The following is a 15,099-nucleotide window of genomic DNA, read 5'->3' on the forward strand; positions in this document are numbered from 1 at the left end:
ATGGCGGTCGGCGCGGCCGGATCAGCGCAGGCCCAGCCCGCGCGCAATCATGCCGCGCAGGATTTCGCGGGTGCCGCCGCGCAGCGAATACGACGGCGCGATCTGCGTCACATAGGCCAGGGTGCGGTACAGCGCTCCATCGGCAGCGAGTGCCGGTTCGTCGCCAAGCGCGGCCTCGACCAGGGCCGGCACCGACTGCTCGAAGGTGGTGCCCAGGTCCTTCACCAGCGCCGCCTCCACCACCGGGCTTTCACCCGCGGCGAGCCGCGCCGTGACTGCCAGCGACATTGCGCGCAGCACCGCCAGGTGGCCGGCAAGGCGGCCCGCGGTAACGGTGTCGCGCCGCGCGGGCGGCAGCCGGCGCAGGGCGTCGAGCCAGGTGTCGAGCAGCACCACGCTGGAGTACAGCCGCTCCGGCCCGCTGCGCTCGAACGCCAGCTCGGCGTTGACCTGCTCCCAGCCGCTGCCCTCGTTGCCGACCAGCGCATCCGGCGCCAGCGCCACGTCGTCGAAGCTCACTTCCGAGAAGTGCGCATCGCCGGTCAGGTCGCGGATCGGCCGCACCGTGACGCCCGGCGCGTGCAGGTCGACGATGAACTGCGACAGCCCGGCCTGCCGGTCCTGCGGCGTGCCCGAGGTGCGCACCAGCGCGATCATGAAGTGGCAGCGGTCGGCGTTGGTGGTCCAGATCTTGCGCCCGTTCAGGCGCCAGCCGCCATCAGGCTGGCGCACCGCGCGCGTGGCCACGCTGGCCAGGTCCGAGCCGGAATTGGGCTCGCTCATGCCGATGCAGAAAAAGGCCTCGCCGCGGCTGATCGCCGGCAGGTAGCGCGCCTTCTGCGCGTCGTCGCCGTAGCGCAGGATCAGCGGGCCGCTCTGGCGGTCGGCGATCCAGTGCGCCGACACCGGCGCGCCGCAGGCCAGCAGTTCCTCCACCAGCACGAAGCGCGAGAACGGGTCCAGCCCCGCGCCGCCGTACTGCGCCGGCAGCGTGATGCCGACCCAGCCGCGCGCGGCCAGCGCCCGGCTGAAGCCGGCATCGAAGCCCATCCACGAGCGCGCCCGCGTTTCCGGCGGCAGTGCCGGCAGGTGCTGGTCCAGGAAGGCCCGCACCTCGGCGCGGAATGCCGTGGCGTGGGGCGGCAAGGTGGTAAGGCTGAAGGTGGAGAGCAATGCGGTCACGTTTGAGTCCTGTCGCTTGATATGGCAGAGGCGTGCTTTGGATTCCGCGCAGCGTCACCGGCCCGCCAGCAGCCGGCGCGCGGTATAGGTCATCACCTGTTCGCCGCGCTGGTTGAACACCTCGATGCGCGAATCCACCACGGCGCGGCCGCTGCGCGAGGTCGGGCGGATGCCGGTCACGGTCACGGTGGCGTGGATGGTGTCGCCGACCAGCACCGGGCCGTGGATCTGCTGCGTCAGCTCCAGCATCGCCAGCCCGGTGCCCTGGATCATGGTCTGCAGGATGAAGCCTTCGATCAGCGTATAGGTCAGCGCCGCCGGCACCGGCCGGCCCTGGATCGCGCCGCCGTCGTAGCCGGCTTCGATAAAGATGGCCTCGACCATGCCGGTGACCGAGATGAAGTTGACCAGGTCGGTCTCGGTCACGGTGCGGGAGAAGGTGCGGAAGGCCTGGCCCTCGTGCAGGTCTTGCCAGTAGAAGCCCTGGCCCAGGCGGGGCAGTTCTGCATGCGTCATGGTGTCTCCGTGGCGGGGGCGCAGCGCGCCGCGCCGCTCTGTTGCAGTTGCGCGATCTGCTCGGTGCCGAGCCCGGCTTCGGCCAGCACCGCGTGGGTGTGTTCGCCCAGCCGCGGCGGCACCGCCAGCGGTGCGCGCTGGCCGTCGAAACGCACCGGCGCGCCGGGAAAGCGGAGCTTGCCCATGGCCGGATCGTCGGCGGTCTCGAAAAAGCCGGTGGCGGCCAGGTGCGGATCTTGGGGCAGGTCGTCGAGCGTATTGATGCGCGCCACCGGGATCTGCAGGCGTTCGCACAAGCCCACCCAGTGCGCGGTGCTGTGCGCCTGCACGATCTCGCCGGTCAGTTCGTACAGGGTCTCGATATGCTCGGTGCGGGCGGCGATGTCGGCAAAGCGCGCATCGGCGGCCAGCTCCGGACGGCCGGCGGCATGGAAGAAGTCGCGCCAGTGCGCATCGGTGTACGGCATCATGCAGACATGGCCGTCGGCGCTGCGGTACGGGCGGCGCAACGGCGCCAGCACGCGCGGATAACCGCTCGGGCCGCGCGGCGGGTCGAAATGCCGGCCGTAGAAGTGCTCGACCAGGTTGAACGCCACCATCGATTCGAACATCGGCACCTCGACCAGCGTGCCATGCCCGCTGCCGCCGCCGGCCTGGCGCCGGGCGCGGCCGGCCAGCGCCGCGCACACCGACAGCGCCGCCACCAGCCCGCTGGTCTTGTCCGCGGCAATGGTCGGGAAGTAGCGGCTGTCGCCGGTCTGCGCCGCCATCAGCGCGGCATTGCCGGACAGGCCCTGGATGATGTCGTCGTAGGCCGGCCGGCCGCCATAGGGGCCGTCCTCGGCAAAGCCGAGCAGGCTGACGAAGACCAGGTCCGGATGCCGCGCCCGCACCGTGTCGGGATCCAGCCCGAGCGCCGCCAGCTTCTGCGGGCGCATGCTGTGCATCAGCACGTCGGCGCGTTCCAGCACGCGCGCCAGCGCCGCCTGTGCCGCCGGCTGCTTCAGGTCCAGCACTACGCTGCGCTTGCCGCGATTGACCCCCAGGAAGATCGCCGCCATGCCGGGTTCGGCGGCGGGCCCGGTGCGGCGCGTCGAATCGCCCTCGGGCGGCTCGACCTTGATCACGTCGGCGCCCAGGTCGGCCAGCCACTGGCTGGCATACGGCCCCATCACCACCGTGGACAGGTCGACCACGCGGATGCCTGCAAGCGGCAGCATAGTGTCTCCGGTCTTTTGTACTGTGGGCCACAGGGTAGATCAGCGCGGACCGGCTGGTCTAATATTAGTTTTTTAGCAATCGATATCCTCTGGATATTGGAGACCATGGACCTGCGCCAACTGCAGCAGTTCGTCGCCCTGGCCGAGACCGGCAATTTCCACCGCGCCGCCGAGCGGCTGCACATGGCGCAGCCGCCCCTTTCGATTTCGATCCGCAAGCTCGAGGAACAGCTCGGCACGGCGCTGTTCGTGCGCACCTCGCGCGGGGTGCGGCTGACGCAGGCGGGCGAAGCCGCGCTGCATGACGCGCGCCGGGCGCTGTTCCACGCGCAGCAGGCGCGCGCCGCGGCGATGGCGGCGGGGCAGGGCGAGCGCGGCGCATTGCGCATCGGCTTTATCGGCTCGGCCACCTATGCGCTGCTGCCCAAGCTGATCCCGGCATTCCGCGCCGCGCATCCCGGCATCGAGCTGATCCTGCATGAATCGACCACCGCCGCGATCCTCGACCGGCTGGAAAAGCACCAGATCGATGCCGGGCTGGTGCGCTTCCCGATCCTGAGCAGCGGCGGCTATGTGCTCACGCCGCTGGAGAACGATGTCTTCGTAGCCGCCGTGCCGGCTGACAGCCCGATGGCGCGCGCCGACGCGATCGCGCTGCGCGCGCTGGCCGACCAGCCCTTCATCATGTACCCGGCGGCGCAGGTGCCGAACCTGCATGCGGTGGCGATGATGCTGTGCCAGCAGGCGGGCTTCGTGCCGCGCGTCACGCAGGAGGCGGTGCAGGTGCAGACCCAGGTGAGCCTGGTGGAAAGCGGGCTGGGGGTGGCACTGGTGCCGAGCGTGGCGGCGCGCTACGCCAACCAGCGCGTGCGCTTCCTGCCGTTGTCGAGCCCGCGCCCGGCGGGCCGCATCGGCATTGCGCTGGCGGCGCGGCCCGATGACGGCGACCGCCAGGTCCAGCGCTTCCTGGCGGCGGCGCAGGCCGCGGTGAGGTAGTGCAGCGGTGCGCCGCCTCAGGCGGCGCGTGGGCGCGGGGCGCGCGGCCGCACCGCGGAAGTCACGCCGGCGCGCTCCAGGTTCACGCCGGGCAGCAGGTGCAGCAGCCGCACCAGCTCGGACTGGCGGTGCGTGCCGGTCTTGCGCAGCGTGTCGCGGATATGCACGCGCACGGTATGGGGCGAGAGGAACTCGCGCTCGGCGATTTCATTGAGGGTTTCGCCGGCGGCCAGCCGGATGGCAATGATGCTTTCCTTGCGCGACAGCCCGAACAGCGAGGTCAGCACGCCGGCATCCAGCACCGAGCGCGATTCGGAGTTGCCCAGCAGCAGCATTGCCGCCGGCAGCTGCCACGGGCCCTCCACCGGCTGGCGCGACACCAGCGGGGTGACGATGATGGGCACCGGCTGCCCGCCCGAGGTGATATGCATCCAGGAGCCGGACGCGGCGTCGGCGCCGCGGCCGCGCATGGCGCCGTCGAGCAGCTTGCGCAGCACCGCCTGCAGCGTGTCGCTGTGGGCGCGCAGCACGCCGTCCTGCAGCGACAGATGGCTGTCGGCCTGCACCAGCGCTTCGGCCCAGCTGTTGGCATAGCGCACGCGCAGGTCGGCCTGCAGCACCATCACGCCGAAATCCAGGGTGTCGAGCCCGGCCAGGCCCAGGCTGGCCAGCCCGCTCAGTTCAAAGTTGCGCTGCTGCATGCGCGCGGCGCGCACCCAGTGCGGCATGACGTGGGACAGGCGCCGCTCGCGCTGGCCCGCGCTGATGCTGCCGGCGTTGGTGCCGCTCATCAGCACGCAGACTTCGGCGTTCTCGACCAGCCGGATGCCCTGTTCCAGCTCGCGGCAGGCCAGCGGCGGCGCCGCTGCGGCGGCACCGCCGCAGCACAGCGGGGCGGCGTCCAGCGGGGCGTGGCCGGCGCCGTGGCCAGACCAGTCGAGCGGTCCGGGCAGGCAGTCCGGCAGGGTGGCCCCTGTGGTGAAGCAGCCGTGCGGGGTCACGCCCAGCCGGGCATGGCCGGCCAGCTTGTCCCAGATCAGGTAGCGGGGGCTGACGGTGCAGGTGTATCGTGAAAAGAGATCGAGGGCGGCGGGCATGGCCGCGACATCCAGCGCGGACTCATAGATGGAGTCGACCAGACGATGGAAGTCCTCGTCTGTTGTCGGGTGTTCGCCCATGTTCAGATCCCCCCGGTGGCAAACGCCTCTTGCTCTGCGCCACGGCAAGTGGCCACATCCCTACGTACTATCGGTTCCGTTCTGGCGTTCTGTAGTGGCGCCGATACGGCTGCTGCCGGCAGCGCCAAGTAGGTCGCGCTTGCCGTGCCGCAATCATGCCAAACAATGTTGTATGTTTTATACCCCGTGCTTGGGGGGGGAAACCCCGATTGTGCGGCGCAAGATTTTTATTAAGTCCCCACCCGGCCGGGGTTCCCGGGCGCATAACCCCCGGGTACGGATGAGCCGCCGGCATGGGCCAGCGGTCACGGCGGCGCGCCTTTCGGCGCCAGTTCCCCGACGGGCAGCTCCGCCGTCCCGCCGTCCACCTGGATGGTCAGGTTCGGTGATGCCATGCGGATGCCGCTGGCGTCGAAGTTGCGCTTGAGCCTGGCATTGAAGGCACGCGTGATTTCCGCCTGCATCAGCGGCCGGGTCTTGATCTGTGCCAGCACCACCGGGCCGCTCGGGTCGAAGCGATCCAGGCCGAGGATCTCGAGCCCGGACATCAGCTTGTGGCCGAAGCGGAGGTCGCGCGCCAGCTCGGCGCCGGTGGCACGGATCAGTTCCAGCGCCCGGTCCAGGTCGCTCTGGTAGCTGATGCCGATACTGAGCACGGCATAGCCGTAGCCGCGCGAGAGATTCTTGACGGCCTTGATCTGGCTGTATGGCAGCGTATGCAGCGCGCCGCGGCCGTCGCGCAGCTTGACGGTGCGGATGGTCATGGCCTCGACCACGCCGGCGTGGTCGGGCAGCTCGATCGAGTCGCCGATGGCGATGGAATCCTCGACCACGATAAACAGGCCGGTGATCAGGTCCTGCACCAGGCTTTGCGCGCCGAAGCCGATGGCCAGGCCGACCACTCCCGCGCCGGCCAGCAGCGGCGTCACGTTGACCCCCAGGTTGGCGAGCACCACGATCACGGTGAGCACCAGCAGGCCGATGAACGAGGCATTGCGCACCAGCGGCAGGATGGTCCTGGCGCGCAGGCTGGGCTGTGCCGCGCGCGCGTGCGCGGGCGACAAGGACTGCGTGATGGCGGTATCGATCAGCAGCCAGACCAGCCAGGCCAGCAGCACCGTACCGGTGACGCGCAACGCGGCCTCGGTCAGGTGGCGTCCGGCGGCCGACGACTCGGCCAGCCGCACCAGCGAAGAGCCCCACACGCGCATGACCATTTCCACGAACCCTGCCCACACCACCACACGCGCCAGCGCCAGCGCAAAGCGCCCGAAGCGCTGCAGGTAGGCCGAGCGGCGCCGGTCGCGGATGCGCGGCGCGCGCGCGTCGGCCTTGGGCGAGCGCCCCAGCACCATCGTCATCAGCAGCGCGGCGACAAACAGTGCCACCGATGCCACCGTGCGGCGCAGGAACACGTCGGCATGCCCCGTGGCCAGCACCGTGCCGATCACTGACGCCACCACCACGGCCAGCACCGGCAGGTGCCAGGCGTGGCCGGCCAGGCGCAGCAGGTCGGTCACGGCGGGATGGGCCTGGCGGAAGGGCAACGGCCGCTGGCTGATCAGCTGGCCGATCTGGCGCCGAAAACACAGCGCGAACGCACCGATGCCGAGCGCCGCGGCGATATTGGCCAGGGTGGAGACCAGCGCCGACAGGTTGCTGCCCAGCAACGCGACCATGCGGCCGTCGGCGGCGCCGTTGCCCAGTGCCGCCAGCGCGCCGGTGCAGAACAGCAGCCACGGCGAACGCGCCAGCAGTTGCCGCACCGCCAGCTGCCGGTGTGCGCTGCGGAACAGCGCGAAGATGACCTGGCACACCGCCGCGGCGATCGCGCCGGCCACGATCGCGTAGGCCACCAGCACCGCGGCGACGCTGGCCGGCGACTGCGCGAACAGGTGCCGGGCCAGCAACAGCGTCAGCCCGAATGCCACCACCCAGGGCCCGATATGGCGCAGCATGTAGAGGCCGACGTCGACCCACGAGGGCAGTTCCGGCAGCTTGCCGCGCGGCGCGCGCGCGGTGCCCGCGGTGCGCCGCCGCCGCAGCCGGTGGCCGGCCTCGTACAGCAGCCAGCCGCACACCGCCCATGCCGCCAGCACCAGCGCGAATTCGCGCAGCGAGTCCAGGCCGGTGCGCGTGCCGCCTTGCGTCAGCGCGGCGCGCCATTCCTCGGCCGCGAAGCGCGAGCGCCAGCCCCAGTATTGCCACGGGCCGCGGTCTTCGCGCAGGTGCGAGTCGACTTCGTCCAGCACCTGCGCCATGGCACCGATCAGCCCGGGGGCCGAGGCCGCGGCCGGCGGCGCCATTGCGGCTGACGCCGCCAGGCCCTGCCGCAGGGTTTGCAGCTGGCCTACCAGCGCGCGCCGCGCGCCGTCGTCCTGCAGCGTGGCGATGACCTGGTCCAGCGACTGCGCCAGCGGCATGCTGGCGGCGGGGGCGCTGGCGGCGGCCGCGGGTTTTTCCGCCGGCGCCAGCAAGGCGGCGAGCGGGCCGGCCGGAGCCACGGGCATGGCGCACAGCAGCGCCAGCAGGCCGGCCAGCCAGGCCAGGGCGGCATGCCGGCGGCGCCGGGCAAAGGCGTGAGGTTCGGGTTTGCGCATGGCGGGTGATCGTCTGCCGGCTTGCACCGGCGCCGGAATGGCCATCGATCGCGCCACTGTAACGCATCGGTCGCGTGGTGTGCCGGGCGGCGTTCTGGCGCGCGCATCGGGCGCATTCGTCGCATTCGTCGCTTCAGACGATGCATCGGCGGCCCCGATCCCCGAATCTCGAACCCACTCCGGTACAGGCGTTTTTCGCGCCTGCCGGCTTCAACCAGAACGCGGTCGGGCAGCGCCGGCCGCACGGCAACAAGAGACAAAGGAAAGACGGCATGGAACTCAATGCATCGGTATCGGCAGTAGTGACGGGCGGCGCTTCGGGACTGGGCGCGGCAACGGCGCGGGCGCTGGCGGCACAGGGCGTGCGCGTGGCACTGTTCGACCTGAACGCCGAGAAGGGCGAGGCGCTGGCGCGTGAACTCGGCGGCGTGTTCTGCCAGGTCAACGTGACCTCCGAGGCCGAGGTCGAGGCCGGCTTTGCCAAGGCACGCGCCGCCATCGGCCAGGAGCGCATCCTGGTCAACTGCGCCGGCACCGGCAATGCGATCAAGACCGCCTCGCGCTCCAAGGAGGCGCCGGACCAGATCAAGCATTTCCCGTCCGATGCCTTCGAGCGCATCATCCAGATCAACCTGATCGGCACGTTCCGCTGCATCGCGCGTTCGGCCGCCGGCATGCTGACGCTGGACACCGCGGGCGGCGAGCGCGGCGTGATCATCAACACCGCGTCGGTGGCGGCGCAGGACGGCCAGATGGGGCAGGCGGCGTACTCGGCGTCGAAGGCCGGCGTGGTCGGCATGACGCTGCCGATCGCGCGCGACCTGGCGGGCGAGGGCATCCGCGTCAACACCATCCTGCCGGGCATCTTCAATACGCCGCTGCTGCAGGGCGCGGCCGATAACGTCAAGGCCGCGCTGGCCGCCTCGGTGCCATTCCCCAAGCGCCTGGGGCAGCCGGAAGAGTTTGCGTCGCTGGCCGTCGAGATGTGCCGCAACGGCTATTTCAACGGCGAGTCGGTGCGCCTGGATGGCGCCATCCGCATGGCGCCGCGCTAAACCCCCTCTTGCCTGTCGCCATGGGCGACCCGCGTCGCGCGAGTCCGCCCATGGCATGAAATCTTTGGGAGACGCGGATGGATTTCAGCTATCTGACGACGCTGCCTCACGCGGTGCGCCATTTCGCGCGCCTGCGGCCGGAGGCGGTGGCGTATTCGTTCGAAGGCCGGCAGACCACCTACGCCGAATTCGAGCGCAACACGGACCGCGTGGCGCAGGCCCTGCTGGCCGAAGGCGTGCGCGCGGGCGATCGCATCGCCTATGTCGGCAAGAACAGCGACCACTATTTCGAACTGCTGCTGGGCGCGGGCAAGACCGGCGCGGTGATGGCGCCGGCCAGCTGGCGCCTGGCGCCGCCCGAGGTCGAGTTCATCCTCGCGCATTGCGATGCGGTGGTGCTGTTTGTCGGTGCCGAGTCGGCGGCGATGGTGCGCAACCTGCTGCCGGCGCTGCCGCTGGTGCGCAAGGTGGTGGTGATGGAGCCGTGCGCCGGGCAGGGCGACTCGCCGTGCTACACCGGCTGGCGCGACGCGCATCCGGCCACGCCGCCCGCCCATGAGCCGGCCGCGCACGACGTGGTGCTGCAACTGTACACGTCCGGCACCACCGGGCGGCCCAAGGGGGCGATGCTGACGCACCGCAACCTGACCATCGGCACCGAGGTCAGCGAGCGCGAACACCTGGCGTGGTCGCATTGGGTGGCCGACGATATTTCGCTGGTGGCGATGCCGGTGGCGCATATCGGCGGCTCCGGCTGGGGCCTGCGCAACCTGCTGTCGGGCGCCAAGGGCGTGGTCGCGCGCGAGTTCGATCCGCGCGCGGTGCTCGACTTCATCGAGCACGAGCGTGTCAGCAAGCTGTTCCTGGTGCCGGCCGCGATGCAGATCGTGCTGCGCGACCCGCGCGCGCGCCAGGTCGACTATTCGCGCCTGAAGTACCTGCTGTACGGCGCCGCGCCGATTCCCGCGGCGCTGCTGCGCGAGGGCATCGAGGTGTTCGGCTGCGGCTTCGTGCAGCAGTACGGCATGACCGAGACCACCGGCACCATCGTCGCGCTGCCGCCCGAGGACCACACCACCGACGAGGTGCCGCGCATGCGCGCCGCGGGCAAGGCGCTGCCGGGGGTCGAGCTGAGGGTGGTGGATTACGAAGGGCGCAAGCTGGCGCCGGGTGAGGTCGGCGAGGTGGTGGTGCGCTCGCAGCACAACATGGCCGGCTACTGGAAGCAGCCCGAAGAGACCGCGCGCACCATCGATGCCGACGGCTGGCTGCGCACCGGCGACGCCGGCTACATGGATGCCGAGGGCTACCTGTACATCCACGACCGCGTCAAGGACATGATCATCAGCGGCGGCGAGAACGTCTATCCGGCCGAGGTCGAAAGCGCCATCTACGGCCATCCGCAGGTGGCCGACGTGGCCGTGATCGGCGTGCCGGACGAGAAGTGGGGCGAGGCGGTCAAGGCCATCGTCGTGCTCAAGCCGGGGCAGGCGGCCGACCGCGATGCCATCCTCGCCTGGACGCGCCAGCGTGTGGCCGGGTTCAAGGTGCCGAAGAGCATCGAGTTCGTCGATGCGCTGCCGCGCAACCCGTCGGGCAAGCTGCTGCGCCGCAAGCTGCGCGAGCCTTTCTGGGAAGGCATGAACCGGCAGGTGAACTGAAGCCCGCCCCGCACGACAAAAGCCCGCCGCGACCCGGCGGGCTTTTGCTTGTGGCGGGCCCGGAGGCCTACTCCTTCTTGATCACGCTGACCTTGCCGTCGGCTTCCAGGTAGAGGGCCTTGACGCCTTCGATGGAATCGACGCCATGCTGGCGGTACTTGGCCTCGAGTTCCTCGTCGGTGATGTTCTCGCGCCGCATGTTCTCGTGCAGTTTGACGCCGTCGCGCACCAGCAGCACCTTCTTGGCTTCGGCAAAGCGCTGGAAGCCCGGGTATTTGTAGGCGAGGAAGTCGATCAGCCGGTTCCAGGCGATCAGCGTGATTACCAGCAGCACGGCGTCGGCCACGCCTTCGCCCTTGCCCGCCATGCCGTTCTGCGCCGCGTCGGCGACGATGACAATCAGCAGCAGGTCGGCGATGCCCATCGAGCCGATATCGCGCCGCACCACGAAGCGGAACAGCAGGAACAGCGACCAGTACATGACCGTGCCGCGCACGATGGTTTCGAGCGGCGAGACGGTGAAGAAGAGCGCTTCACGCCAGTCGATAGAAAAGTCCATGCCGGCACCGGTGCAACTTTCTTGCCAGCCGGCGGACAGCGCTGGAGCGGCCGCGCCGTGGCGCCGGCGCCGCTATATCGCAGGTATCGAAGGGTAGTTCTTACAGGCACGCAGCGGCCTCGCTGGCCGTGCTTGCGAACCACGGTCAGTCGGCCTGGATGCCGAACTCCTTCACGACCTTGGTGTAGCGCGAGGTATCGCTGGCGATCAGCCTGGACAGAACGGCCGGCTCGCCGCCGGATGGCGTGACGGCGATGGTGGCCATGCGCGCCACCACGTCGGGCATTTTCAGGATCTCGTTGACGTGCGCGTTGAGCGTGCGCACCACCTCGGGCGGCATGTTCTTCGGCCCCAGCAGCGCCTGCCAGGCGCCGATCTCGACATCCTTGTAGCCGAGTTCGGCCAGCGTCGGCACGTTGGGCGCGAACGGCGAGCGTTTCTGGTCGGCCACCGCCAGCGGCACCAGGCTGCCGTTGCCGACGTACTGCGAAATCGCGCCGTAGGTGATGTAGGTGACCGGCACCTGGCCGCCGATCACGTCGACGATGGCGGGCGCCAGGCCGCGGTATGGCACCTGGCTGATCTTGATGCCGGCAGACTTGTTGAACAGCTCGCCCATGATGTGCATCGGCGAGCCGTTGCCCGGGGTGGCATAGGTCTCGACCTTGCCGGCCTTGGCGCGCGCCACCAGGTCGCTGACCTTGGTGATGCCGGTGCCCTTGTTGACCACCACGAACAGCGACTGCGTGCCGATCTGGCTGATCGGCGTGAAGTCTTGCTGCACGTCGTAGCTGGCGCCGGTGCCGGCGCGCAGCACCAGCGGCGCGATGGCGACGGTGTTGGGCGCCAGCAGCAGCGTGTGGCCGTCCGGGTTGGCGCGCGCCACGTAGGCGCTGCCGATGGTGCCTGCGGCGCCGGTGCGGTTTTCCACCACCACGGATTGCTTCAGGCGCGGGGCGAGCTTCTCGGCCAGCATGCGTGCCAGCACGTCGACGTCGCCGCCGGCGGGGTAGGCGACGACGATGGTGACGGGCTTGCTCGGGTACGAACCCTGGGCCAGCGCGCCGTTGGCGCCCAGCAAGGCGGCGGGAGCGAGCGTGGCGGCGGCCAGGGTGGCCAGGAGGTGGCGTCGTGCGGACTTCATGATCTTCAGACCTCGGTAAAACCGGGCACCGGCCCGGGGGCGGTGCCGCGTGGAGTGGAATCCGGCGCGCGGCGCCGGCGGCGACGATGGATCGACGGACTCAGAAAATGTGCTTGATGCCGAGCATCGAGCCCCACTGGTTCTCGCCCGGACGCGGGGCCGAACCGGGCGAGCCGCCGCTGACCGACATGGCAAGCTGGCCACCGTTGTTGATAAAGCCCGCGGTGGCATAGACCGAGGTGCGCTTGCTGAAACTGTAGGTCGCGCGCAGCGCGTACAGCATGGCCTGGTTGTCGCTGCCGTGATAGTTCAGGAAGTACACCTGCCCGGCCAGGTTGACCGCGGGCGTGATGTCGTGCGAGACGCCGGCGTAGTACAGGTCGCTGACCGGCGTCGGGCTGCCCTCGTTGTCGCGGCGGATCCAGCCGGCGCCGAGCTTGGTGTTCTTCAGCAGCATGTAGCCGCCCAGCGACAGGCGGTCGTCGGTCAGGTTGCTGCTGGTCAGGCCGCCGAAAGCGCCGGGGCCACCGCGCTGCGAGTCGTACGCCGCGATCACGCCCCAGGTCTTGTTGTCGTAGCCGACCATGGCCGACCATTCGCGGCACGCCTTCTTGTCGGCGGGGTTCTCGCCCGCGCAGTTGGTGCCGGCGGGGCTGGGCCCGGCGTTGACCGCGTCGCGCCCGAAGCTGTAGGTGGCGCCGACGACGAAACCGTTGAAGTTGGCCTTGTACGCGACCGCATTGTCGGCGCGCGTATTGGGCAGGTAGCTGTCCAGCGAGCCGGAGCCGTAGACGTTGGGCCCCAGGATATCGCTGTCCAGGATGGCCCAGAACAGCATGGTGTACTGGCGGCCGAACGACAGTTGGCCGTAGGGGTTGCTCAGGCCCACCAGCGCCTGGCGCCCGAACAGGCGGCCGCCCTGGTTGGCGCTGCCGGTGTCCGGCGAGAAGCCCGATTCCAGCACGAACAGGCCCTTCAGCCCGCCGCCAAGGTCCTCCGTGCCGCGGATACCCCAGCGCGACGGCACCGTGGCGGTGTTGTTGGGCATGCGCACCAGGCCGTCGCCGTTGGCGCCGACATTGCTGACGTATTCGACGCCGCTGTCGATCACGCCGTACAGCGTCACGGACGATTGCGCCGATTGCGCCGAGGCCAGCAGGGGGGAGGCCGCAAGCAGCGCCGCGGCGGTTCGTGCAAGTTTCATCTACCAGTTTCCTTCCGTTTTCCGTCTTGTGGTGTTTTGCTCTTGTGCTCCGGTACCCCTGCGGATGGCGGCACCGGATGTCATCTTCGTCTCTTTTGTGTTTTATATATGGAACATCAAACAACATAAGAAACGCTTGGCAAAATATAGCCGTGACTTTCCGGAACATGTGAGGAGGGTTATCCCTAAAGCGGCGGGCCCGGACGGCGCCGGTTGGCGTGGCGACGCCGTTTGGAGGGAGGCCTATCGTTAACCCTGATCCCGGTAGCCCTTGTGCAGCGCCTATGCTTAAAGGGTTTTATTTGCCAACTATGGTTTTATATATGGAACAAAATCAGCGTCAGACGCTTGTCGAACCGGACCGTGGCGTGCTCGACGCCCTGGACAGCGGCTTTGCCCAGCGCGTGGCGCAGGTGGATGGCGAGCGCGTGGCCTACCGCTGCGGCGGCGGCTCCGGGCCGGTGGTGGTGCTGCTGCATGGCATCAGCTCCGGGGCGGCGTCGTGGCTGCCCTGCGCCAGCCTGCTCGCCGCGCATGCGCGCGTGATCGCCTGGGACGCGCCGGGCTACGGCGATTCCTCGCCGCTGGCGCAGGCCCGGCCGCTGGCCGTGGACTATGCGCGGCGACTCGAGGGCCTGCTGGCGGCGCTCGGCGTGCAGCCGACGCTGGTGATCGGGCATTCGCTGGGCGCGCTGACGGCGGCCGCCTATGCCGCCACCGCGCGCGAGCTACCAGATCGCCTGCTGCTGCTGAGCGTGGCGCAAGGCTACGGCGCGCCTGGCAAGGAGGCGCAGGCCAACGCGGTGGCAAGCCAGCGCCTGGAGGCGCTGGCTTCGCTGGGCGTCGACGGGCTGGCGCAGCGCGGCCCGGCCCGGCTGCTCAGCGAAGCGGCCGATGCGGGCGCGCAGGCCTGGGTGCGCTGGAACATGCGGCGGCTGAACCCGGACGGCTATCGCCAGGCGGTGGCGATGCTGTGCGGCGACGACATCGATGCCTACCTGGCGCGGCGCCCCGACCGGCTGCCAACGCAGATCGCCTGCGGCGGCCGCGATATCGTCACCACGCCGCCGGCCTGCGCGGCGCTGGCAGAACGCTTCGGCCTGCCGTTCGCGCTGATCCCGGATGCCGGGCACGCCTGCTATATCGACCAGGCCGCCGCCACGGCGCGTTTGATTCGTTCGGCCCTGCCGGCCGGCCAGTAACTCCTCGCCCTGCGGCGTCCTGTCGCCGCGTCCCGCCTTGGCGGCGCCTCGCTTGCGCCGCGCCGCCGGGCAATCTGCCCAGTCGCGGGTTAACCCCAGTCAATTTTTAGGCCGTCGTTGTCTATAGTCGTACCTGTGTTCAATATCTAAACCAGTGTTTCATTAGTAAAACGTAGCGCGGCAGCCAGCAGACCGGCCGACCACGCACGCGGAACACGGTCCCCCAGCTGCAAGACATGGAGCCAAGCGCAATGGAAAGCCTCTCGTACAACCCGAACCTGGTGCCCTGGGAGCGTCCGGCGCCGAACAACGTGGCAGGCAAGGGCCATATCGAGCGACCCGGCAAGGTCGCCAACATCGTCTGGCAGACCCGCGCCAGCGCCCCGAGCGCTTATGAGAACGCGCTGGGCGACGCGCTCGAAGCTGCCTTCGAGGGCGGCGCGCAGAACCCGCAGGACATCGTGCGCGCGTTCAACGCCGCCGGCTTCCTGACCGTCGACAGCCAGCCCTGGACCGAAGAGCGCTTCCTGTCGGAAATGCGCCGCCTGGGCGCCTGAGCCCCCGCCGCCCCAGCACAGCGTC

Annotated in this window: 13 protein-coding genes; 5 read left to right on the plus strand and 8 right to left on the minus strand. The window is 69.6% G+C overall.

Annotated features, from left to right (window positions below; translation table 11 throughout):
* Positions 1–21: 21 nt before the first annotated feature.
* From U9J39_RS22675 to U9J39_RS22685, 3 genes are read right to left on the minus strand one after another with little or no spacing between them, the layout of a single operon-like run.
* On the minus strand, positions 22–1,182 hold the full coding sequence (locus U9J39_RS22675) for an acyl-CoA dehydrogenase family protein (RefSeq protein WP_326348142.1): 1,161 nt from the start codon (positions 1,180–1,182) through the stop codon (positions 22–24).
* A 54-nt stretch (positions 1,183–1,236) separates the two neighbouring features.
* A complete protein-coding gene (locus tag U9J39_RS22680; RefSeq protein WP_252667636.1) occupies positions 1,237–1,698 on the minus strand; it encodes a MaoC family dehydratase in 462 nt (153 codons plus the stop codon).
* Complete coding sequence (locus tag U9J39_RS22685; protein WP_115712585.1) at positions 1,695–2,918, minus strand: CaiB/BaiF CoA transferase family protein; 1,224 nt, start codon at positions 2,916–2,918, stop codon at positions 1,695–1,697. Before U9J39_RS22685 ends, U9J39_RS22680 begins: the two co-directional genes overlap by 4 nt.
* A 105-nt stretch (positions 2,919–3,023) precedes the next feature.
* Between U9J39_RS22685 and U9J39_RS22690 the strand changes: the two genes are divergently transcribed.
* Positions 3,024–3,914 (plus strand): LysR family transcriptional regulator, encoded by an 891-nt coding sequence (locus tag U9J39_RS22690; protein ID WP_116313575.1) that lies wholly within the window; start codon positions 3,024–3,026, stop codon positions 3,912–3,914.
* Positions 3,915–3,931: 17 nt separating this feature from the next.
* Here the strand turns inward: U9J39_RS22690 and U9J39_RS22695 are convergent, their stop codons facing one another.
* Entirely contained in the window at positions 3,932–5,092 is a 1,161-nt protein-coding gene (locus U9J39_RS22695; protein ID WP_115712589.1) for a helix-turn-helix transcriptional regulator, read from the minus strand.
* 305 nt (positions 5,093–5,397) lie between these two features.
* A complete protein-coding gene (locus U9J39_RS22700; RefSeq protein WP_115712591.1) occupies positions 5,398–7,692 on the minus strand; it encodes a mechanosensitive ion channel family protein in 2,295 nt (764 codons plus the stop codon).
* 272 nt (positions 7,693–7,964) lie between these two features.
* On the opposite strand from U9J39_RS22700, the gene U9J39_RS22705 reads away from it, so the two are divergent.
* Both U9J39_RS22705 and U9J39_RS22710 read left to right on the plus strand, forming a co-directional pair.
* Positions 7,965–8,747, plus strand: coding sequence for an SDR family NAD(P)-dependent oxidoreductase (locus U9J39_RS22705; protein ID WP_115712592.1), 783 nt, complete (start codon positions 7,965–7,967; stop codon positions 8,745–8,747).
* Positions 8,748–8,824: 77 nt separating this feature from the next.
* Positions 8,825–10,408, plus strand: a complete 1,584-nt coding sequence (locus U9J39_RS22710; protein ID WP_115712594.1) for a fatty acid--CoA ligase — start codon at positions 8,825–8,827, stop codon at positions 10,406–10,408.
* 67 nt (positions 10,409–10,475) lie between these two features.
* Here the strand turns inward: U9J39_RS22710 and U9J39_RS22715 are convergent, their stop codons facing one another.
* The 3 genes from U9J39_RS22715 to U9J39_RS22725 all read right to left on the minus strand — a co-directional run bounded on the left by U9J39_RS22715 (position 10,476) and on the right by U9J39_RS22725 (position 13,315).
* Positions 10,476–10,967 (minus strand): DUF421 domain-containing protein, encoded by a 492-nt coding sequence (locus U9J39_RS22715; protein ID WP_115712596.1) that lies wholly within the window; start codon positions 10,965–10,967, stop codon positions 10,476–10,478.
* A gap of 145 nt (positions 10,968–11,112) precedes the next feature.
* The gene (locus U9J39_RS22720) at positions 11,113–12,111 is read right to left on the minus strand and encodes a Bug family tripartite tricarboxylate transporter substrate binding protein (RefSeq protein WP_115712598.1); all 999 of its coding nucleotides are present in this window, start codon (positions 12,109–12,111) and stop codon (positions 11,113–11,115) included.
* A gap of 100 nt (positions 12,112–12,211) precedes the next feature.
* Entirely contained in the window at positions 12,212–13,315 is a 1,104-nt protein-coding gene (locus U9J39_RS22725) for a porin (RefSeq protein WP_115712600.1), read from the minus strand.
* Positions 13,316–13,638: 323 nt separating this feature from the next.
* Here U9J39_RS22725 and U9J39_RS22730 point away from each other — a divergent pair, with 323 nt between their 5' ends.
* Both U9J39_RS22730 and U9J39_RS22735 read left to right on the plus strand, forming a co-directional pair.
* Positions 13,639–14,517, plus strand: coding sequence for an alpha/beta fold hydrolase (locus U9J39_RS22730; RefSeq protein WP_326348143.1), 879 nt, complete (start codon positions 13,639–13,641; stop codon positions 14,515–14,517).
* Positions 14,518–14,768: 251 nt separating this feature from the next.
* Complete coding sequence (locus tag U9J39_RS22735) at positions 14,769–15,074, plus strand: recombinase-like helix-turn-helix domain-containing protein (protein WP_240987740.1); 306 nt, start codon at positions 14,769–14,771, stop codon at positions 15,072–15,074.
* Positions 15,075–15,099 lie beyond the last annotated feature (25 nt).

It is taken from the genome of Cupriavidus sp. SS-3 (assembly GCF_035818815.1).
GTDB classification, from domain to species: Bacteria; Pseudomonadota; Gammaproteobacteria; order Burkholderiales; family Burkholderiaceae; genus Cupriavidus; species Cupriavidus taiwanensis_C.